The sequence below is a fragment of the Cupriavidus sp. 01L46 genome, from assembly GCF_056399905.1.
On the sequence record NZ_JBFTSF010000106.1, the window covers coordinates 1 to 19,480 of the forward strand.

Annotated in this window: 31 protein-coding genes; 22 read left to right on the forward strand and 9 right to left on the reverse strand. The window is 63.0% G+C overall.

Annotated elements, in window-relative coordinates:
* The coding region (locus AC1DS3_RS19565; RefSeq protein ID WP_477127745.1) for a S8 family serine peptidase at positions 1–844 on the forward strand (844 nt) is incomplete at its 5' end.
* Positions 845–917: 73 nt separating this feature from the next.
* Here AC1DS3_RS19565 and AC1DS3_RS19570 read toward each other — a convergent pair.
* The 8 genes from AC1DS3_RS19570 to AC1DS3_RS19605 form a co-directional block, all read right to left on the reverse strand.
* Complete coding sequence (locus tag AC1DS3_RS19570) at positions 918–1,181, reverse strand: pyocin activator PrtN family protein (protein ID WP_477127746.1); 264 nt, start codon at positions 1,179–1,181, stop codon at positions 918–920.
* A 144-nt stretch (positions 1,182–1,325) separates the two neighbouring features.
* Entirely contained in the window at positions 1,326–1,736 is a 411-nt protein-coding gene (locus AC1DS3_RS19575; RefSeq protein WP_477127747.1) for a hypothetical protein, read from the reverse strand.
* An 8-nt stretch (positions 1,737–1,744) separates the two neighbouring features.
* Positions 1,745–2,134 carry a hypothetical protein gene (locus tag AC1DS3_RS19580; RefSeq protein ID WP_477127748.1) on the reverse strand — a complete coding sequence of 130 codons (390 nt, stop codon included), beginning with the start codon at positions 2,132–2,134 and terminating at the stop codon, positions 1,745–1,747.
* 9 nt (positions 2,135–2,143) lie between these two features.
* On the reverse strand, positions 2,144–2,368 hold the full coding sequence (locus AC1DS3_RS19585) for a hypothetical protein (RefSeq protein WP_477127749.1): 225 nt from the start codon (positions 2,366–2,368) through the stop codon (positions 2,144–2,146).
* A complete protein-coding gene (locus tag AC1DS3_RS19590; protein ID WP_477127750.1) occupies positions 2,365–2,490 on the reverse strand; it encodes a hypothetical protein in 126 nt (41 codons plus the stop codon). The genes AC1DS3_RS19585 and AC1DS3_RS19590 overlap by 4 nt, the downstream gene beginning before the upstream one ends.
* On the reverse strand, positions 2,487–3,023 hold the full coding sequence (locus AC1DS3_RS19595; protein ID WP_477127751.1) for a hypothetical protein: 537 nt from the start codon (positions 3,021–3,023) through the stop codon (positions 2,487–2,489). Before AC1DS3_RS19595 ends, AC1DS3_RS19590 begins: the two co-directional genes overlap by 4 nt.
* Before the next feature lie 8 nt (positions 3,024–3,031).
* On the reverse strand, positions 3,032–3,166 hold the full coding sequence (locus AC1DS3_RS19600; protein WP_477127752.1) for a hypothetical protein: 135 nt from the start codon (positions 3,164–3,166) through the stop codon (positions 3,032–3,034).
* Positions 3,167–3,346: 180 nt separating this feature from the next.
* Complete coding sequence (locus tag AC1DS3_RS19605) at positions 3,347–4,090, reverse strand: LexA family protein (protein WP_477127753.1); 744 nt, start codon at positions 4,088–4,090, stop codon at positions 3,347–3,349.
* Positions 4,091–4,374: 284 nt separating this feature from the next.
* Between AC1DS3_RS19605 and AC1DS3_RS19610 the strand changes: the two genes are divergently transcribed.
* The 21 genes from AC1DS3_RS19610 to AC1DS3_RS19710 all read left to right on the forward strand — a co-directional run bounded on the left by AC1DS3_RS19610 (position 4,375) and on the right by AC1DS3_RS19710 (position 18,896).
* On the forward strand, positions 4,375–4,707 hold the full coding sequence (locus AC1DS3_RS19610) for a head-tail adaptor protein (RefSeq protein ID WP_477127754.1): 333 nt from the start codon (positions 4,375–4,377) through the stop codon (positions 4,705–4,707).
* Complete coding sequence (locus AC1DS3_RS19615) at positions 4,700–5,173, forward strand: hypothetical protein (RefSeq protein WP_477127755.1); 474 nt, start codon at positions 4,700–4,702, stop codon at positions 5,171–5,173. The genes AC1DS3_RS19610 and AC1DS3_RS19615 overlap by 8 nt, the downstream gene beginning before the upstream one ends.
* Before the next feature lie 50 nt (positions 5,174–5,223).
* Complete coding sequence (locus AC1DS3_RS19620; RefSeq protein ID WP_477127756.1) at positions 5,224–5,829, forward strand: phage tail terminator protein; 606 nt, start codon at positions 5,224–5,226, stop codon at positions 5,827–5,829.
* The gene (locus tag AC1DS3_RS19625) at positions 5,826–6,038 is read left to right on the forward strand and encodes a DUF2635 domain-containing protein (protein ID WP_477127757.1); all 213 of its coding nucleotides are present in this window, start codon (positions 5,826–5,828) and stop codon (positions 6,036–6,038) included. Before AC1DS3_RS19620 ends, AC1DS3_RS19625 begins: the two co-directional genes overlap by 4 nt.
* Entirely contained in the window at positions 6,039–7,538 is a 1,500-nt protein-coding gene (locus tag AC1DS3_RS19630) for a phage tail sheath subtilisin-like domain-containing protein (protein ID WP_477127758.1), read from the forward strand.
* A gap of 64 nt (positions 7,539–7,602) precedes the next feature.
* Positions 7,603–7,950, forward strand: a complete 348-nt coding sequence (locus AC1DS3_RS19635) for a phage tail tube protein (protein WP_477127759.1) — start codon at positions 7,603–7,605, stop codon at positions 7,948–7,950.
* On the forward strand, positions 7,947–8,237 hold the full coding sequence (locus tag AC1DS3_RS19640; protein ID WP_477127760.1) for a phage tail assembly protein: 291 nt from the start codon (positions 7,947–7,949) through the stop codon (positions 8,235–8,237). The genes AC1DS3_RS19635 and AC1DS3_RS19640 overlap by 4 nt, the downstream gene beginning before the upstream one ends.
* Positions 8,238–8,242: 5 nt before the next feature.
* Complete coding sequence (locus AC1DS3_RS19645) at positions 8,243–8,380, forward strand: hypothetical protein (protein WP_477127761.1); 138 nt, start codon at positions 8,243–8,245, stop codon at positions 8,378–8,380.
* A gap of 3 nt (positions 8,381–8,383) precedes the next feature.
* A complete protein-coding gene (locus AC1DS3_RS19650) occupies positions 8,384–10,315 on the forward strand; it encodes a phage tail tape measure protein (protein WP_477127762.1) in 1,932 nt (643 codons plus the stop codon).
* Positions 10,316–10,351: 36 nt separating this feature from the next.
* Complete coding sequence (locus AC1DS3_RS19655; RefSeq protein ID WP_477127775.1) at positions 10,352–11,572, forward strand: DNA circularization protein; 1,221 nt, start codon at positions 10,352–10,354, stop codon at positions 11,570–11,572.
* Positions 11,569–12,684, forward strand: coding sequence for a phage baseplate assembly protein (locus AC1DS3_RS19660; RefSeq protein ID WP_477127763.1), 1,116 nt, complete (start codon positions 11,569–11,571; stop codon positions 12,682–12,684). The genes AC1DS3_RS19655 and AC1DS3_RS19660 overlap by 4 nt, the downstream gene beginning before the upstream one ends.
* Positions 12,681–13,199 carry a phage baseplate assembly protein V gene (locus tag AC1DS3_RS19665; RefSeq protein WP_477127764.1) on the forward strand — a complete coding sequence of 173 codons (519 nt, stop codon included), beginning with the start codon at positions 12,681–12,683 and terminating at the stop codon, positions 13,197–13,199. Before AC1DS3_RS19660 ends, AC1DS3_RS19665 begins: the two co-directional genes overlap by 4 nt.
* On the forward strand, positions 13,196–13,594 hold the full coding sequence (locus tag AC1DS3_RS19670; protein WP_477127765.1) for a phage GP46 family protein: 399 nt from the start codon (positions 13,196–13,198) through the stop codon (positions 13,592–13,594). Before AC1DS3_RS19665 ends, AC1DS3_RS19670 begins: the two co-directional genes overlap by 4 nt.
* The gene (locus tag AC1DS3_RS19675; RefSeq protein ID WP_477127766.1) at positions 13,584–14,630 is read left to right on the forward strand and encodes a baseplate J/gp47 family protein; all 1,047 of its coding nucleotides are present in this window, start codon (positions 13,584–13,586) and stop codon (positions 14,628–14,630) included. The genes AC1DS3_RS19670 and AC1DS3_RS19675 overlap by 11 nt, the downstream gene beginning before the upstream one ends.
* Complete coding sequence (locus AC1DS3_RS19680) at positions 14,621–15,220, forward strand: YmfQ family protein (RefSeq protein ID WP_477127767.1); 600 nt, start codon at positions 14,621–14,623, stop codon at positions 15,218–15,220. Before AC1DS3_RS19675 ends, AC1DS3_RS19680 begins: the two co-directional genes overlap by 10 nt.
* A gap of 1 nt (position 15,221) precedes the next feature.
* Positions 15,222–16,169 carry a hypothetical protein gene (locus AC1DS3_RS19685; RefSeq protein ID WP_477127768.1) on the forward strand — a complete coding sequence of 316 codons (948 nt, stop codon included), beginning with the start codon at positions 15,222–15,224 and terminating at the stop codon, positions 16,167–16,169.
* 14 nt (positions 16,170–16,183) lie between these two features.
* Complete coding sequence (locus tag AC1DS3_RS19690) at positions 16,184–16,408, forward strand: hypothetical protein (protein WP_477127769.1); 225 nt, start codon at positions 16,184–16,186, stop codon at positions 16,406–16,408.
* A gap of 41 nt (positions 16,409–16,449) precedes the next feature.
* Entirely contained in the window at positions 16,450–17,121 is a 672-nt protein-coding gene (locus tag AC1DS3_RS19695; protein ID WP_477127770.1) for a glycoside hydrolase family 19 protein, read from the forward strand.
* Positions 17,122–17,129: 8 nt separating this feature from the next.
* Complete coding sequence (locus tag AC1DS3_RS19700) at positions 17,130–17,426, forward strand: phage holin family protein (protein ID WP_477127771.1); 297 nt, start codon at positions 17,130–17,132, stop codon at positions 17,424–17,426.
* Positions 17,410–17,964 carry a lysis system i-spanin subunit Rz gene (locus tag AC1DS3_RS19705; protein ID WP_477127772.1) on the forward strand — a complete coding sequence of 185 codons (555 nt, stop codon included), beginning with the start codon at positions 17,410–17,412 and terminating at the stop codon, positions 17,962–17,964. Before AC1DS3_RS19700 ends, AC1DS3_RS19705 begins: the two co-directional genes overlap by 17 nt.
* 140 nt (positions 17,965–18,104) lie before the next feature.
* Positions 18,105–18,896 carry a DNA adenine methylase gene (locus AC1DS3_RS19710; RefSeq protein WP_477127773.1) on the forward strand — a complete coding sequence of 264 codons (792 nt, stop codon included), beginning with the start codon at positions 18,105–18,107 and terminating at the stop codon, positions 18,894–18,896.
* A 92-nt stretch (positions 18,897–18,988) separates the two neighbouring features.
* On the opposite strand, the gene AC1DS3_RS19715 is transcribed toward AC1DS3_RS19710, so the two are convergent.
* On the reverse strand, positions 18,989–19,480 hold a 492-nt coding region (locus AC1DS3_RS19715), incomplete at its 5' end, for a hypothetical protein (RefSeq protein ID WP_477127774.1).

Consider the following 19,480-nt stretch of genomic DNA (forward strand, 5'->3'; position numbering starts at 1 on the left):
GGGGGGAGGTGTGCATGCACCTTGGGATGCGGGCTCCGCCAGTGTGAACGTTCTTGCTCCCGACAACGTAGTCGTTCGCAGTTTTGGAACCAGCTTTGCCTCACCAGTGGCTGCCAGCATGGCTGCTCACACTTGGCAGGCTCTTGAAGGAAGGGAAGGGCTGGCGCCTCATCCCTCGCTAGTTAAAGCGCTGATGATTCATGCGGCACAGGTCTCTTCGCCCGACTATTCCCCCAGCGATCGGCGCTACTTTGGCGCCGGCCGACCGGATGAGGTTCTCCGAACTCTCTATGACAGCGACGATAGTTTTACTTTAGCTTTCCAAGCACTGGTCTTTCCTGGGATGAGATGGAGGAAGGCTCCATATCCAATTCCTGCTGCGTTGCTCCATGACGGAAAGTTTCGCGGGGAGGTTATTATCACGGCGGTGTACGCGCCCCCGTTGGACCCGAACGCTGGTAGCGAATATGTTCGCGCGAATGTCGAGATAAGCTTCGGGGTGCTCAACGGAGATCGAATTAGTGGCCGAGTCCCGATGGAGGGTGATGAAGGGCAGACTGGATACGAAACCCTGCAAATAGAGCACGGCGGGAAATGGTCCCCTGTCAAAATCCATCGCAAGCGTTTCCCGGAAGGAACAGCGGGAGCTACTTGGGCCCTACAGGCCGGTGTCACACTGCGGGCATTTGAACCTGCTTTGGCTGCATCCTTGCCGGTAACCATCTTGGTGACATTGCGAGCACTCGACGGGAACCCAGCGGTGCACGCTGATGGATTGCGCGCACTCGCAGCGACCAACTGGATCCGGGAGTCGCTGCCGGTCCGAGTCCCGGTGCGCGGGTAGTAGGCGAATTGGTATCGCAATGTGCCCGTTCCCGCCGGAGCGCAAAACGCACTGGCGGGGCCGTTGGCAAGTCTCACCGCCCACAGAGTTGCTCACACTCCTTCTGCGCTGCCGCTCGTCGGGTGTCGATGTAGGCCGCCAGATCGTTCACGTGCACGCCCTTGGCGCTCTTGTTCGACCCTTCTATGCGGACCACCGGCAGACGGATTTCTCCCAAGCTTATCTTGCGTAGCAACTTGTCGGCACTCAGGTGCGAGAAGTAGTCTCGCGCCACAATGTCGATGGGTACCACCGCAGTGGCGCCATATTGCGCCAGTAGCAGAAAAATGGTGGTCATTGGTTATCTCCAATCAGCCAAGTGTGGCGCACGATCCAAATGAGGTAACCAAAGATGATGCAGCCGGCGACAGCGGAGACGGCAAGGATGGTGAGCGCAACTTGAGTGTTGGTCATGGATGAGGTCTCGGGTTGGGCGATCGGATCAGTCAGCTGGCGTCGCGCCCTGCAGCTGCAGCTTGTGCTGGACGATGGCGTTGGCGAAGCAAAAGGCGTCGAGGCGGATGCTGCCAATGGCGGCCTCGATATGCGGGGCGGCGGCGCGCAAGGTCTGCGCATCGTGCGTCGGCACGGCGAGCACGCCGATTCGTTCGACGCGATCGAGGATGGCGACCATCACGCGCCGCGCTGACTGGATTTGCACCAGGTGCACAGTGCCGCGCTGGACCTGCATTGCGATAGCAACCAGGTCGAGGGTCCGCTCTAGCTTGATATAGGCACTGGGGGTCGGGTCGCTGATGAATGCGACCAGGCTGGCGGGAAAGGTCAGGTGCCCAGCGCCGCGCACAAGCGGCAGCGAGGTCAGTGGCGCGCGGCGCGGTTGGTGAAGGGGCATGGCGGCGCTCACGATACGGCCCCCACGAACGACTCCTCGCCGATGATCGCGTCGAGCTGGTCGTAGAGCCGGAACAGCGTGCCATCGTTGTGGATCTCGCGGTCGGATTCCCGCAGGCTTACGCCTGTATCCGTCAGCAATGCACAGGGTTCATTCGACTTGCGCACCAGGCGAACGATGAATCCACCGTGATCGCGGATGACGGCCGCCTCGACGCTTGAGCGGATCTCTTTGACGACAACATCGATGCCGGCGGTCTGGAAGCCGGTCAGCGTGTGATCCCACGATGGGCATTGCGCTGGCGCGAATGCCACCGCAACAAACTTGTGGGCGGAAACAATGTAATCGGCGGCAGTGTCCTTGCCGGCGCCTGCCGGGCCGGTGAGTCCTATCAGCATAATTGCTCCTCAGTCGAGGTCGTTTGCCTGACGGCGTTTGTGGTCGATGACCGTGGGATCGAAGCGGGGGCGTGGTCGCGGGATACGCGCTTGAGTCTTGAGAAAGGCGCGGCGCGAGCGCGCCAGCTTTTTGCGGATCGCCGGGATCTCGACCTGTTCTTCGGGCCTCCCGCTACCGCGCACGCGGAGGAATTCCGCAATCAACTCGGCCTTCGAGAACCGGCGGGCTGTCATGCCGGTACCGCCGACACGGAGCGGGCGCCGCGATCGATGGCATCAAGGATCGCGTCGCAGGTGGAGCGGAACAGGCCGGTGTAGGTGTGGTGGCCGTCGATGGTGATGCGGAAGCGGATCATTGCGAGGCCTCCGCAGCTTGGCGGCACGCCCATTCCTTCTGGCGCTTTGCCGCCCTGGCTTCTTCCTCCGCCTGCTCCAGGTGCAGGAAATCCCAACAGAGTTGTTCCAACTCGGCTTGAGTGGCTTCTGGCACATCGATAGTCCGGCCGCCAATGCGGATGCAAACCTGGAGCACTTCAACGCGAGCGCCCTGGAGCTTTGCCCTTCGCGGTTCGAACGCGACGTCATCCCATGCCGGGTGATGGGCGAAATCAATAATGAGTTCGCCGTCCAGGCGAGTGCCGAATGGGCCTGTGAAGGTGATTGGCTTGCGACCTTGCTGGTGCTTCGGCGCAGTCTCCTTCAAACGCGTGAAGTCGGGATCCTGCAGGCCACTCCAATAGAAATCCCAACCACGTGAGGACACGGAGTGGCTGTGGTCGCCGAAATCCCCACGATTCATGAGGGTGTCGTGCAGGGTGCCGAAGTCGTCGATGATGATCCAGTGCGAGACTTCGGCGCGGCCGGTGCGGTGGTTGTAGATCAGATGCATGGCCGGCCTCACGCGCTGCGGCTTGCGGTGGTGGTCGGCGTGGCCTGCTGGTCGCGCTCTACGGCGCAGGCGTGCACGACGTAGACGACCGCGACTAGGGCGAGGTAGACAATCCACGCAACGATGCGTCGAGCTGGTTTCACGTTCAAGCGCATTTGTTTAGCTCCCTCAACGGTTGTTGTTGAGGCGATTAAACATCGGGCACTAGAATGCTGTCAAGTCTGCTAACCAAATTTCTTCGAAAGCGACCGCTTGGATCACGGCCTGGTAGGGGCGAAAAAAAAGCCCGCAGATGTGCGGGCTTTGGTGAGTAGCGGAAGGGCCTAGATATAGCTCTCGGTCTTGGCGATGACCACTCCGCATATCGATGTGCGCCTATCGATCTCGAAGATCCGATTGGGCCATGCCGGATTTAGGGCTTCGAGCATTACCGCATTACCGTCGTGAAGCAAGCGCTTGAAGGTGGCCTCATCTGAGTCATTGCGATATGCGACAACGAGCGACCGATGCTTCGCGATGACCTCGGGGTCAACGAAGATTATGTCGCCATCAGCAAAGGATGGCCGACTGCCTGGGTCAAACATACTGTCACCACGCACACGCAGCGCGTAGGTGCTTGAGCTATGGCGAACGGGGCAATGCAGCCATTCTTCGGCGCCCGACGCAGGATAGGGCTTTGAAACATTGCACCAACTTCCCGCTGCGACCCATGAGATCAACGGTACCCGCCCACCTATATCGATGGCTTCGACATTTGGGGTGGCGGAATTCTCATCTGGCTTCTTGGGACCCCGCCCTGTTCTCAGCCACTCTGCGGAAACCCCAAGTGCCTCTGCCAGGCGCAGCAAGTTGTCACCTTTTAGCTCCTGCGTCGATGAGGTAAGCCAAAGCGATACCGCGCCGCGAGTAACGCCGACGCGGCGGGAGAGCTCTGATTGGTTGATGTTCGCCTCGCCCATAGCGATGCGCAAGCGGTCTGCAAATTTCATGCTTAGTAGATTAAACGCTTGATTGGTTAGTGTGCTTGACATATCATTTGTCAAGTTCGCTAACCAAAACGTGGCCATGACCCTTTCTAAGCACGAAGCAATCCACCTGTTTGGAAGCGGCGCCGAGCTCGCAAGGGCAGTGGGTCTAACGCGCGGCCGCATTTCGCAGTGGCCTGACGAATTGGATCAGCGCCAGACGGACCTTGTTATGGGCGCCGCCCTCAGATTGGGAAAGCCAATTCCTTCCCGTCTTATGCCGGCAATCGCAGCGACACGGCGACGGCAGATCTGCGGTCCATCCCGATGGGCGTCCGCGCCCTGGTTGACCCCTATCGCTGGTTCTTTGAGTAGAGGAGGGTGAGATGAGAGAGCCAACCCTGGGTGAGCTGGATAAGCGCATCACGATCCGCCGGCGGCTGGACATCCCGGCGGGTGACATGGGCCTGGAGCAGACCTTTCCGGCCGCGCGCCCACGCTGGGCCAAGATCGAACCGGTAGGGACGGCGGCCTATGCCGGCAGTGTGCAGATCGAGGCGGTGGTCACCCATCGCATCTATGTGCGCTACCTGGAGGGGGTCACGACCGCGCATGAGGTCGTGCATGGCCAGACCGTGTACCGGCTGCGGCGATCCATGCACATGAACGGCGGCCGCCGCTTCACCGCGCTGGAAGTGGAGGAGCTGGGCAATGGCTAAGGCCGGCATTCACATGCACATCGATGGCTTTGACGGCTTCGACCGCTCGGTGGACTTCGAGAAGGCGCAGATCCGCAAGGCGATGCGCCAGGCGGGCACGCTGGTGGTCAAGCAAGGCAGGCGGCTGGTGACCAGGGCAGGGCCGTCCCGACAGGGCGAATACCCGGCCAAACGCTCGGGCGGTCTTGCCAAGTCCATCCGTGCCAAGGTCAGTCGCTCCGGTTTCATGGTGCGCATCGAGCCAAAGACCGGCGGTGGCGTGCCGCCCAGCGATCCGTACTTTGCGTATCTGTTCTACGGCGTGCGTCGCGGCGCTACCCGGCGCAAGGACCACCGTGCGCAGCCTGCCGGCCCGTATCGCGTCGCGCCTCGTGACAACTACATGGCGGACGCCCTGCAGCACGAGGCGCCAGCGGTGCGCAATCTGCTCAGTGCCGCGTTGGCTGCCGGTCTGCGCGTCAGGTAGTCGTTCCCAACCTCCAACCAGCCCCGCCGCGAGCGGGGCTTTTTCATGCCATGAAGATCAGCCCTGTGATCGCGCAGCTGCGCACCTGGTGCCCCACGTTCCAGGGGAGGGTGGCGGGCGGCCTTGAGTTCGAGGTGGTTCGTGATAGCGCTTTGCTGCCAATGCCGGCCGCCTACGTGGTGATGACGGCTGACGATCCATCGGACACAAACCTGCAAACCACGATTCGCCAGGAAGTCTTTGACGAATTCGATGTCGTGGTGGCGCTCAAGACGGGCGACGAGCGCGGGYAGTCGGCGGCGGACCCGTTGCATGACATCCGAGCCGAGCTGTGCCGCGCCCTGGTCGGCTGGAAGCCGATGCCGGACTACGAGCGCATCACCTATGCGGGCGGCCAGCTGCTGCTGATCGACCGCGGCCGCGTGCTGTTCCGCTTCACCTTCCGGGTCGAGTGGGTCCTGGGCGGTGGCTTCGCCGAAGGGCACGCGCCGGAAACCTTCGAGGAGGTGGAGCTGGCCGGCCTGCCGCCGATGACGGGCATCACGGTCAACGTGGATGCGATTGATCCGATGGCGGATCCCAACCTGCATAACCCCGGCCCGGATGGCCGGATTGAAACCGTGCTCCACGTGGAGCTAGATCAAGGACGAACATGAACACTGACCGCAAAACGGTCCATGTGACCCCGGCACCGGGGCGCGTGGTGCCGGACCCCGAATACGGCGATGACCTGCCGGCAGCGGGGAGAACTGTGGCGCGCTCGCCGTACTGGGTGCGTCGAGTCAAGGATGGCGACGTGACCGTGGCCGAGGTCGCGGCGGACGTGCCGGCTGAGCTGGCCACGGCCAGCAAGGGGGCAAAGTAAATGTCGGTGAGCTTCAACAACATCCCCAACGACATCCGCGTGCCGCTGTTCTACGCCGAGGTCGATAACTCGCAGGCCGGTGGCGGCACCGTGGCCATGCGCCGCCTGATCATCGGCCAGATGAACGATAACGCCGCCGGCGACGGCGGTCAGCTGCTGCTGGCCAGTCGGCCAAGCGACGTGGTGGCGGCCGCCGGCGACGGTTCGATGCTGGCCGCCATGTACAACAAGTTTCGCCTGGGCGATCCCATGGGCGAGATCTGGGTGCTGCCGGTCAAGTTGGCGGCCGGTGCGGCAGCTGCTGGCGCGTTCACCGTGGTCGGCACGTCGACCGAGGCCGGCATGCTGTCGGCCTACATTGCCGGGCGCCGGGTCCGCGTGACCGTGGCCAACGGCATGGCGGCGGCGGCGGTAGCCTCTGCGATGGCCGCCGCCATCAATGCCGCCGTCAACATGCCCGTCAAGGCGGTGGCCAATGCCGGCGCCGTGGCCCTGACCTGCAAATGGATGGGCGCGACGGGCAATGACATTCGCCTGGAGATGAACCGGGCTGGCCTGGCCGGCGGCGAGCGTACGCCGGCTGGCCTCACGGTCACGGTTGGCGCGATGGCCGCCGGCGTCGGCAGCCCGGACATGGACGATGTGCTAGCCAGCGTCGGCGATGAAGAATTCGAGTTCATCTGTCATGGCTGGACCGATACCGCCACGCTGGATGCCTTCGCCATCTGGATGGGTGACATTTCGGGGCGCTGGGCGTGGTCTGCGCAGCTCTACGGCCACGTGTACACCGCGGCGCGAGGTGCGGTGGGCGCCCTGGTTGCGCTGGGCCGCGCGCGCAACGACCAGCACATGACCATCGAGGGCTATGAACCCACGGTGGCGGCGCCGGTGTGGGAGCACGCGGCCGCCTTCACGGCGCGCCAGGCGGTGTTCATTTCGGCGGACGTGGCCCGGCCCACGCAGACGGGTGTGCTGCTGGGTATTGATGCGGCGCCGCCGGGGCAGCGCTTCATCATGAACGAGCGCCAGTCCCTACTGTCGAGCGGCATTGCCACCACGACGGCGCCGGCCGGCACGGTGCAGATCGAGCGCGCGATCACGACCTACCAGCGCAACGCCTACGGCCAGCCGGATAGCTCCTATCTGGACAGTGAGACGATGCACACGACGGCCTATGTCGTGCGCTTCCTGCGCGGGCGGATCACCAGCAAGTACGGTCGCCACAAGTTGGCCAACGACGGCACGCAGTTCGGCGCCGGCCAGGCCATTGTGACGCCCGGCACGATCCGGGCGGAGCTGATCGCAGCCTACAAGGATCTGGAGCGGGAGGGCATCGTGGAGAACAGCGAGCTGTTCGCGCAGTACCTGATTGTCGAGCGCGACGCCAACAACCCGAACCGCCTCAACGTGCTGTTCCCGCCGGACTACGTGAACCAGCTGCGGATCTTCGCGCTGCTCAACCAGTTCCGCCTGCAGTACCCCGAACAGGCCGCAGCGTAAGCACCGCCTGTCTCAACCTCGCGGCCCGCCACTGTGCGGGCCGCTCGCATTTCAGGAGACCGATATGGGTCAGAAAATTGCCGGCACCGTCTATTTCAAGACGGACGGCCAACAGTTCGATGTGCAGGGCTCCGCGGAGGCGCCCATCAGCAAGTACAAGCGCGAGAGCATCCGCCCGGGAATGATCAAGGAAGAAGACCTGGTGCCCTACATCAAGGCGGACGTGTCTTTCACCAAGGACTTCCCGATCAAGAAGCTGCAGGACTCCATCGACATGGTGGCCACTGTGGAATTCAAGAATGGCAAGACCTACGTGCTGCAGGGCGCTTACCTGGTCGGCGAGCCTTCGGCGTCGGGCGACGACGGCAAGGTGTCAATCGAACTCAACGGCACGGAGGGCACCTGGCAATGAGCACAACCGCTTTCAAGCTACGCAAGCCGGTCGACGCGCACGGCGATGCCCTGGACGAACTGAAACTGCGTGAACCCACGCCGGCGGACGCGCGTGTCATCAAGGCGCTGCCGTACTGGGTGGCGCCGGACGAATCGGTGCAGATCAATGCCACGGCCTGCGCGCAGTACATCGTCAAGTGTGCGGGGATTCCCATGGGCGCGGTAGACCAGCTGGACCTGGGCGATTTCAACAAGCTCTGCTGGGTGATCGTCGGTTTTTTTATGAAGCAGGATTCACCGACCTAGACCAGGTGATCCGCGCGGCCTTCAACCTCGCGGAGTTCTGGCAGGTGGATCCGGAGCTGGAGATGGAGCGGCCGCTCAGCCGCGTGGTCGAGCACTTCGACCAGGCCACGCGCATCAACAAAGAGCGCGCGCAACCGGGGTAGCCCATGGCAGACAAGTTTCAACTCAAGGCGCTGATTACCGGCGTCGACAAGCTCTCGCCGGCGCTGGCAGGCATCCGCAAGAACATCGCCGGCTTTCGTAAGTCGATGAAATCGGATGGACTCGGTAGCCTGTCCTTCGGTGATGTCGTCGCCGCTGGCGCATTGGCGGCGCCGGTGATCGCCGCCACGCGCGCCGCCATCGATTTTGAGTCGGCCATGGCGGACGTAAAGAAGGTGGTCGACTTCGATACGCCGGAGCAGTTCAAGGCAATGGGGCAGGACATTATCGACATGTCCAAGCGCCTGCCCATGGCCGCCAAGGACATCGCCGCCATTACGGCCGCCGGCGGCCAGGCAGGTATCGGCAAGAACGAGCTTGGCAAGTTCGCCGAGGATGCCGTCAAGATGGGGGTTGCGTTCGATCAGACCGCCGCGCAGGCCGGCGAGATGATGGCCACCTGGCGCACGTCCTTCAAGATGGGGCAGGACCAGGTGGTGGCGCTTGCCGATCAGATCAACCTGCTGGGCAACACCGGCCCGGCCAAGGCCAGCAAGATCTCCGAGATCGTCACCCGCATTGGGCCGCTTGGCGAGGTGGCCGGCTTCGCCGCCAGCCAGATCGCAGCGATGGGCGCCACGCTGGCGGGCATGGGTGTGCAGGAAGAGATCGCGGCCACCGGCATCAAGAACATGATGCTGACGCTGACCTCGGGCAGCTCGGCCACCAAAGAGCAGCAGGCCACGTTCAAGGCGTTGCGCCTGGACGCCAAGCAGCTGGCCGTTGACATGCAGAAGGATGCGCAGGGCACGATGCTGCGGGTGCTCACTGCCATCAGCAAGGTCGACAAGACCAAGCAGGCCTCGGTGCTGGACGGCCTGTTCGGTAAGGAATCCATCGGTGCCATCGCGCCGCTGCTCACCAACATGGACCTGCTGCAGAAGAACTTCGAGCGGGTGGGCGATGTGACGCAGTACGCCGGCTCGATGCAGAAGGAGTACGAGGCACGCGCGGCCACCACCGCCAACAACATGCAGCTGCTGCAGAACCGGGTCACCGGCCTGGGAATCGCAGTGGGCAACATCCTGCTGCCCACGCTAAACAGCTTCCTCGGCTTCGTTGGTCCGCTGGTGGATGGCATGGCGAACTTCGCTTCGGCGCATCCGGCGGTAATCAAGGGGGTGCTGGGCGCGGCGGCGGGATTGTTGGTGCTCAAGCTGGCCGTGATCGGCGTCATGGGTGCGATGCGCCTGCTGATGGCGGTCACAAGCCTGACGCCGATTGGCCTCGCAGTGCGCGGCGTGGCGCTGGCGGCCGGCTTCTTGGTGGCCAACTGGGAAACCATTGGGCCGTTCTTCGCGGGGCTGTGGTCCAGTGTGGTGGGCTATGCCAGAGCCGCATGGGGTTGGATCACGACGGCGCTGGAGTGGACGCCCATGGGGCCGATCATGGCCAACTGGGGCGCCATTACCGAGTTCTTTGGCGCGCTGTGGGATGCCGTGACCGCGGTCACCAATCTGGCATGGGACGGCATCAAGCAGCTGTTCTTCAACTTCCATCCACTCGGTCTGATCATCGCGAACTGGGAACCCATCGTTGCCTGGTTCAGTGGGCTGTGGGATCGCGTCAAGCCCTACATCGAGCCGCTCATGAGTGGTGCGCGGTGGGCGGGGCAGAAGCTGGGGCTGCTGTCTCAGGAGTCCAAGGCCGGCGCCACCGAAGCACTCGGTAACGGCGCGCGTGCTGGCACCAGCGCGTTGCGTGACTGGACGGCTTTGCTGCCCGGTCAGGCCRCGCAAAACCAGCAGCTCAAGGGTGACATGGTGGTGCGTTTCGAGAACGCGCCAGCCGGCACGCGCGTGGATCCAGGCAACACCAACCAGCCGGGTCTCACCATGACCCCGCGCGTGGGCTACCGCTCGCTGGCCGGGGCATAACCAAAGGAGGGAAATAACGTGAGCTGGCGCGACAAAATGCGGCCGGGTTCCTTTCGTGGCGTGCCGTTCGTGACTGACGGGAGCAAAGCGCCGGTTGGCCGTCGGTCGGTCACGCACGAATACCCCGGGCGGAACATCCCCTATGTCGAGGACATGKGCCGTGTGACACGCGAGCACAAGGTCACCGCCTTCGTGATCGGCGCGGACTGCCTGGACAAGGCAGACGCCTTGCTCAAGGCGCTGGAGACGGAGGGCGAGGGCGAGCTGGTGCATCCCTGGCTTGGCACGCGCAAGGTAAAGGCAGGCGTCGGTGAGATGTCGCACGCGTACGCCGAGGGCGGCATGGTGCGCTTCGAGCTGACCTTTACGGAAACGGATGAAGTCACCTTTCCCGCGGCCAAGGCGAACACCGGCAAGCTGGCCAGCGCCAGCGGCAAGGCGCTGGCAGAGGGCGGCCTGTCCCGCTTCGAGTCGGCTATGGCCACGATCAACAGCGCGCAGATCTCGGTCTCGCAGATGATGAAGGGGGCCACCGGCATGTTTGGTGTGCTCAGCCAGTATGCTGGTCCGATTGCGGCTGCCATCGGCACCGCGCAAGGCCTGGCCAGCATGCTGGTCAACGCGCCGTTTGCACTGACCGGCATGATCCGTGGCGTGCTGGCCAGCGTAGGCGGCGCCTTCCATATGTTCGATGGCTTCGGCAGCGCCCTGTCCAGCTTGTTTGGCAAGACCACCGCAGTGTCGCAGCTCGCCGCGCTGCCGGCGCCGCAGGGCGAGCAGGCTGGCGCCTTGCACGTCGCGGCGGTCCGGCTGATCCAGGACATGATGCTGGCCGATACGGTGACCGAGATCGGCGAGGTGCCGGTGACGCCCGTGCCCTCGCCGCCGGCGTCTGTGCCGCCCATTGAGGCGCAGGTGCTGCAGCCGGTCGAGCGTCCGGAGATTCCGGTGGCAAACGACATCCTGCAGGTGCGCGATACGGTGACGGAGGCCATCTGGCAGCAGGGCCTGACCGCACCGCTGGGCTACTACCAGTTGCTTGCAGATGCCAGGATCCAGACGGGCCGCCACCTGGTGGCGGTGGCACGGGCAGGGGTGCGGCTGGCCACGGTCACGCCGGCGCAGTCGTTGCCGGCGCTKGTGCTGGCCTACGCCCGCTATGGTGACGCCACGCGGGCGGGTGAGATCGTGACGCGCAATCGTGTGCCGCATCCAGGCTTTCTGCCGGCGGCGCCCCTTCAGGTGGCGGCCAAATGAGCGATGCCAACGATGTGACGCTGACCGTCAACGGCATGGACTACGCCGGCTGGAAAGAGGTTCGGATCTCGGCTGGCATCGAGCGGCAGKCGCGTGATTTCTCGGTGGGCATCACCTGGAAATGGCCCGGCAGCTATGAGCGTCCGCGCATGATCCGGCAGGGCGACCGCTGCGAGGTGCGCATTGGTCATGAGCTGGTGCTGACGGGGTATGTCGACGCTACGCCGATCCAGTGGGACAGCAAGCAGATCACCACATCAGTGACCGGCCGCTCTCTGACTGCTGACCTGGTGGACTGCGGCGCGGACAACTCGCCGGGCCAGTGGCGTGGCCAGGGGGTGGAGCGCATTGCGCAGGCCCTGGCCAGCTCTTACGGCATCAAGGTGGTCAGCGAGCTGCGGGATACCGGTGTGCTGGCCGATCACACGATCCAGCCGGGAGAAACGGCCTTCGAGTCCATCGACCGGCTGCTGCGGCTCTCGCGCCTGCTGTCGACCGACGACGCCAGCGGGCGCCTGGTGATTGCCCGGCCTGGTAGTGCTGGGCGTGCGGTCGACCGGCTTGAGCGCGGCGTGAATCTGCTGAGCGGCAATGCGCCGCTCGATTTCTCCGGGGTGTTCTCCGAGTACGTCACCAAGGGCCAGCGCGCGGGCACCGATGAGTCTTTTGGCCTCGATGCCAGCGAGGTGGAGGCCCGGGCGACCGATACGCGGATCTCCCGCAAACGCGTGCTCGTGCTGCACGAGGGCGGGCAGATCACGCCAGAGCTGGCGCGGCAGCGTGTGGCTTGGGAGCGCGAGAACCGTGTCAGCAAGGCGCTGCAGGCCTCCTATGAGGTGCAGGGCTGGCGGCAATCCAACGGCGCGCTATGGCGACACAACCAGATTGTCCAGGTGGTGGATCCGCTGGTCGGGTTCGACCGCGATCTGCTCATTACCGAGATCGAATACAGCCTGTCCAACGAGGGCGGCACCAAGGCAAAGATTTCTGTCGCGCCGCCGGATGGTTTCGAGGCCGAGCCGCCGGATCCGTCCAATCGACGCAAGAGGAAGGGCAAAAAGGGCGATGACTTCGAGTACTTGCTGCCCGCTGACTGGGAGAAACATAAGTGAATTCAAATCAACAGGCGCCAGGCATGCTGGCGCGCGGCGTGATGGTGATGGCCAATGCGGCCAGGAAACTGCAGGCGCTGCAGTTGCGCCTCACTGCCCGCGAGATCAAGGATGGCGTCGAGCATGCGGAGGCCTATGGTTTCACCAGCCACCCGTTGGCCGGCGCCGAGGCCTTCGTGGCCTTTCTCGGCGGGGATCGCTCGCACGCGGTGGCGCTGGTGGTCTGCGACCGACGTGCGCGCCTGCAGGGCCTGAAGCCCGGCGAGGTGGCGGTCTACACGGACGAGGGCGATAGCCTAGTGCTCAAGCGCGGGCACATCACCGAGCTGACCACCGGGACATTCCGTGTCAACGCGACAGACGCCATCGAACTCAATGCGCCACGGGTCAGTGCGTCGAAGGATATCGAGGCGGGCGGCAAGGTAAAGGCCGCAGTTGATGTCGAGATCAACGGAAAGAGTGTTGGTCATCACAAGCACAAGGAAAACGGCAGTATCACCGACGAGCCGCTATGACAACACTCACGAATCGGCAGGCATTGCTCTACCGGGGCGTGCAAATCAGCCTTTTCAGCTGGCGACGCGCTGAGCCGGACGACAAGCTGGACGACGACCAGCGCATGGGTTGGTGGGGTGACAGCTTCCCGCCGGTGGCCAATGACCGGATCGGCTCGCGGCTGTGGCAATTGCGTCGCAGGACGCTGGTGCCGGAAGTCCTGCGCCTGGCCGAGGAATTCGCGCACGAGGCGCTGCGGTGGATGGTGGAGGATGAGCTGGCCACGGACATCGCCGTGCAGGCCTCCAAGGACGACCGTGAGCGGCTCAACCTGGTGGTGGTGCTGTCCGACGAATCTGGCGCGCTGCCGCCATTTCCCTTTAATGATATTTGGCGGGTGATCGATGCCGTTTGATACTCCAACCCTTCCGGCGCTGATCCAGCGCGCAGACGCCGATTTGTCGGCTGCAGCGGCCGAGACGCTGCGGCGTTCCGACCAGGTGGCGCTCACGCGAGTCCATGCCGGTGCCGCCAGCGAGCTGCACGGGCACCTCAAGTGGAACGCGGACCAGATCCTGCCGGACAAGTGCGACGAAGACTTGCTGGTGCGGTACGCCAAGCTGCGGCTAAAGGTGCCGCGGCGCGATGCTGCGGCCGCCACCGGCCCGGTGTTGCTGCCCGGGCAAGCTGGCGCCGTCATTGATGCGGGGGTGATTCTGCAAGTGGCGGATGGCCGGCGTTACGCGGTGGCCGCTGCTGTGACCTTCACTGGGCCGCAAGCTTCGGTGCTGGTCACGGCGGTGGATGCCGGGAAGCTCGGCAACGTCGCCGCCGGCGCGCAGATCTCGCTGGTGTCGCCGGTGCTGGGTGTGGTGACCGATGGGACGGTCGGTGCCAATGGCATTTCTGGTGGCGTCGATCAGGAATCCGTCGAAGAGCTGCGCGGTCGGGTACTGCGCTCCTACCAGGTGGTGCCGCAGGGTGGCGCCCCAGACGACTATGTGACATGGGCCAGGGAGGTGTCAGGGATCACGCGCGCCTGGTGCGTGCGCAATTACATGGGGCCGGGCACCGTAGGCCTGTTTGTGATGTGCGACGGCGCCCCGAACCCCTTTCCGKAGCGGGTCACCCTCGATGCGGTCAAGGATCACATCGCCGGCACGCGGCCTGTGACGGCTGAACTCTACGTGCTCGCGCCGGCGCGTGCGCAGATCGACTTCGTGATCAAGGCCATCCCAGACAGTTCGGCGCTCCGTGCGGCCATTGAGAAGGAGTTGGCCGATCTCCTGCGGCGCGAGGGTGATCTTGGCGTGACCGTGCTGCACACGCACCTGGAAGAGGCAATCAGCCGGTCCCCGGGTGAGGACGATCACGTGTTGGTCGCCCCGTCGGCCAATGTGCCGCTGGCGCCCAACGCCATTCCAGTCCTGGGAGGCATCACATGGCAGTGAGGACTGAGGCCGATTACTACCAGATGCTGGTGGCGCTGCTGCCGCCTGGGCCTGCCTGGGATGTCGATCAGGCGCCGGCGGTTCACCAGGTGCTCGCGGGACTGGCACCGGAGTTTGCCCGGGTAGATACCAGGGCGGGCGATCTGCTCARCGAAATGGATCCGGTCACGGTCCGCGAACTGGTGCAGGACTGGGAGAGGGTGATGGCGCTTCCAGATCTTTGTTTCGGAGAGGTGCAGTCATTTGAGGAACGGCAAAAGGCAGTCCGCCAGCGGCATGTAGCGCTTGGGGGGCAGAGCGTGGCCTACTTCCTTGGTATTGCATGGGGGCAGGGCTACCCCAACGCCACGATTACCGAGCATCGCGCGCCGCGCTTCGGGCGGTCGCGCTTTGGCCGGGACCGCTTCGGCACCTGGGGCAAGCAGTTTTTCTGGACCGTGAATCTGGGGCGGCGAATTGCTGGTGGCCGCCGCTGGGGGCGGACCTTGTGGGGCGAGCGCTTTGGCGCAAATCCCAATAACGGTATCGAGTGCCTGATCCGGCGATATGCGCCTGCGCACACGGTCGTTCTATTCAACTACGAGGAGTGAAATGGATTATCCAAAGAGCGTGCCGGGCGTCGGTCTGGTGAACGGCAAGTTCGTCGACGAGGACCCTACCATCGGGCGGGTGGGGTCGATAGTCCCCAGCGCGTGGGGGAACATGATCACGGACGAAGCCATCAACCTGATGGCCCTGGCTGGTGTCGCGCCGGATGAAACGAAGACCAACCAGCTGGCGCAGGCGGTCACCATTCTGATGGATCGCATCAGCCACGGCCAATGCCGTCTTTCGGTGGTGACTCCTACGCAGATCAAGCTGGGGCCGTTCAATGGCAACAGGCTGTTCGTCAACGGAAAGGGCTGGAAAATTCCAGCGGACGGCATTCCGCTCACCAATGCGGGGCTGGCGGCTTCGACGGTCTACTATGCCTATGCGGCGCAGGCCGGCGCGAATCTCGCGCTGGAGCTGTCGACTACCGGCCGCATGACGGATCCGGACACTGGCTACCAGGTCAAGAAGGATGACCCCTCGCGTTCACTGGTCGGCATGATCCTGACCAACGCCGCCGCGCAGTTCCAGGACACGTTTGACTTTGCTGGTTGTGCAAACTGGTTTAATCGCCGTAATGTCTGCGTGTCCTTCAATGCGGCAACCTTTAGTTTTTCCAACACGATTTCCGCTGAACTCTCGACCGGCCTGCGCCTCACCTTTCTGGCCTGGGGTGATGAGGCTATACATGGCAGTCTGACGGGCACTTGCGCAAATACTGTGACCGGCAMAAACACCGTTGCCACGCTGGTCCTGAATGGCGCGAATTGGGCCGGCGTCAGTGGGATTTCTCTTCCTGGCGTCGCTCCGTCTGGCGCACCCATCGCCAGCGCCGCTGGCGGAAAGCCCATCGAAGGCAAGAACGTTACCACCGTCTACGGCTATGTGACTGCCGGCGTGGGAAGCATCCTGGGTAACACCAACGGCAGCGTGACTGCCCGCATCTAACACAGTGCATAGACATGAAATCTGAAATCATCCAGGGTGACCATCGCATTGGTCCCACCTTCGTGGACGAGCTGTACAGCAAAGGGGGCCTGATCGGCCACCATTTCTCTTGGTCGCAGGAAGGCATGATCGAATTCTTTGACGACACGCCGCAGGAGGTGATTGACGGCGTGATGGCGGTCTATGCTGCCCACGATCCGGCGAAGCTGCCGCCGCCCGAGCCGCCGCCGGTTGCTTAAAGACAGCCATTACCAAGATGCCCGCCTGATGGCGGTTTTTTTTGCCCGCCGCGTGCGGGCTTTTTCAATTCGAGGTCATGGATAGATCAACCTTTCAGAAGGCGGCCGGCATCAGTGATGCCCTGGCCGAGCGCTGGTGGCCGCACGTTGATGCGGCACTGTTCGAGTTTGGCATTCTGCTCCCTCACCGGGTGGCGGCCTGGATTGCACAGGTCGGCCATGAATCGAAGGGCTTTTCCACGTTGGCGGAGTCCTTCGATTACTCGGTGGGCGGGCTGCTCGACACGTTCGGCAAGCGGTTGTCGCCGGCACTGGCCAGCACGCTCGGTCGCCAGGCCGGCGAGCGCATGGTGCCGCTTGAGCGCCAGCAGCGCATCGCCAGCATCGTCTACGCCGGGCGCTACGGCAACGGCGATGCCAGCACCGGTGATGGCTGGCGCAATCGTGGCCGCGGCCTCAAGCAGATCACCTTTTTCGACAATTACCAGGCCTGCGGCCAGGCGCTCGGCGTCGACCTGATCAAGCAGCCCGAGCTGCTGGCCACTGACGACCAGCTGGCTGCCCGCTCGGCCGCTTGGTTCTGGTACGCCAACGGCTGCAACCAGCTGGCCGACGCCGGCGATCAGCGCGCGCTGACGAAGCGCATCAACGGTGGTTACAACGGGCTGGACGACCGCATGGCGCGGTACACGCGTGCCACACAATTCATCTAAGGATCCACATGCAAGAACCTGAGAAGAGCCTTTTTATGCTGGTGGTGGTGGGCGCAATGATTGGCCTGGGCAAGCTGCTGGCCAGCGACGAGACGATCACGGTGCGCCTGGTGTGCGGCCGGACGGTGATGGGAGCGGCGGCCTCGATGGTGGCCGGCGCGGTCCTCATTCAGTTTCCCGGCCTCAACCCGGTCGCGCTGATCGGCCTCGGCAGTGCGTTCGGCATCGTCGGCGCGCAAGCCCTGGAGAGCTATTTCAAGCGCAGGCTGCGCCAAAGCGAGGGCCGGCATGGCAAAGGCACTTGAGTTTCTAGCCGCCTGGAAGAGCCGCCTGGTGGCGGCTTTTTTCATGGTGGCCGCCGGCGCGGTCCTGGGCGGTGCGCTCGCCTGGTGGCTGCAGGGTAATCGCTATGGCCGTGAGCTGGCCGAGATGCGGCTTGAGTTCACCCGCGAGCGGGAGGCTGGCGCGCGAGCGGAAGCCGACCAGGTTACGAAGTACCGCGAGCTGGAGGGCGCTGCCCGGGAGGCCATCGCGGCCGTATTGGCGCATGCCAAAGAGGAAAGAGATCGTGAAGAAATTGCTAAAGCTGCTGCTCGTACTGAGTACCTGGCTGGCACTCGCCGGCTGTCCCTCGCCGTCCGTTCTTGTGAGGCCGGCGGTGGCGCCGCCGCAGATCCCGGCGCTGCCGGTGGAGCTGGTGAAGCGAGAGCCGAACTTGCTCCAGAGGCTGCAGCAGCTCTCGACGCCATCGCCCGAGACGGCGACCGCGGGATCCGCGACGCCAATGCCTGCATCGACGCCTACAACGCCGTCCGCGACGCGCTGAACCAGGCGCAGCAGTAAAGACAGGGCGGCCGCTGCCGGTGTTAGAGCACCGCCGGCGGCCGCCGGACACACTGATGAGGCCAGTGAGCCAAGCCAAGGCCCTGCCACCTTCCTAGGAGGCGGGCGAATCATACCAAAAGTGAAAGGCTCACCACAAAATGGCAACACCGATTGTTCGATGGATTGGCGGCAAGGGTCGCCTGGCCGATACTCTGCTTTCCCGCTTCCCAGCTCACGAGTGCTATGTAGAGCTGTTCGCCGGCGGCGCCGCGCTGTTCTTCATGCGGCCGCCGGCGGCGGTCGAAGTCGTCAACGATGTGAATGGGGAGCTGATCAATCTCTACCGGGTGGTGCAGCACCATCTGGAGGAATTCGTGCGCCAATTCAAATGGGCGCTCACCAGCCGTACGGTGTTCCAGTGGCTAAAGGACACCCGGCCGGAGACGTTGACTGACATCCAGCGCGCGGCGCGCTTCTTCTACCTGCAGCAAACCTGCTTCGGCGGCAAGGTCCAGGGCCAGAGCTTCGGCACGGCCACCACTGCGCCACCCACGCTCAATTTGTTGCGGCTGGAGGAGACGCTGTCGGCTGCGCATCTGCGCCTGGCCAGCGCCTACATCGAGCAGCTGGACTGGGCGACGTGCATGGCACGCTACGACCGCGCGCATACGCTGTTCTACCTGGATCCACCCTATTGGGAAACTGAGGGCTATGGCGTCGACTTCCCGCTCGCGCAGTACGAGCGCATGGCGGACGCGATGCGCCAGCTCAAGGGCAAGGCGATTGTCAGCCTGAACGACCACCCGGAGATCCGGCGCGTCTTCGCCGATTTCCAAATGGAGTCGCTTGACATCGAGTACCAGGTGGGCGGAGCCGACAAGCTGGCTGCGCGGCAGGAGGTGATCATCTACAGCTGGGATCGTGCTGCTGAGCCAGCTAGCTTGTTCTAGCCGCCGGACGGTCGAAATGGAAGGCCGGCGTAACGCCGGCCGTGGGCGAACTATCGTTTCCGACCCATAGCTGCCGGATACTGCTTGTGAGGCTATTGTAGTATGGTGATACATCTATTTAGCAATTCTTCGTTGCCTATGATTACTAGATTTAATTTTTTTCTGGTTCTTGTAATGTTTTGAAATAACATCTTGGGTGGGTCGTAGTATGTGCGACCTTTATAAATTAGATCGCCGTTGTCAGCATAGGAGAAAAACCTATCAATTGTTACGGCTACTCCATCAAATTCCTGGCCGATTATCTGGTGTGATGTTCTGTTAGATTCTTTTGAGTATTCCTCATGGTGTTCTGTTTTATACTGTGATGGAGTGAATCGCAAAATCTCCCATTTTATTTTATCCAGCGCGTCAAGGTAATTCTTTGCGTCTTCGTTGGTGTTGAAATAGTTTATTTCAATATTTCCATTACTGGATATGGGTATGGATTTCTTGTTGCTAAAAAGCATTTTGATAAATTCGGCTATTTCTTTGTTTGTTCTTATCTTCTCCGATAATTTGTGTTGGGTGATTGATGTGATTGAGCC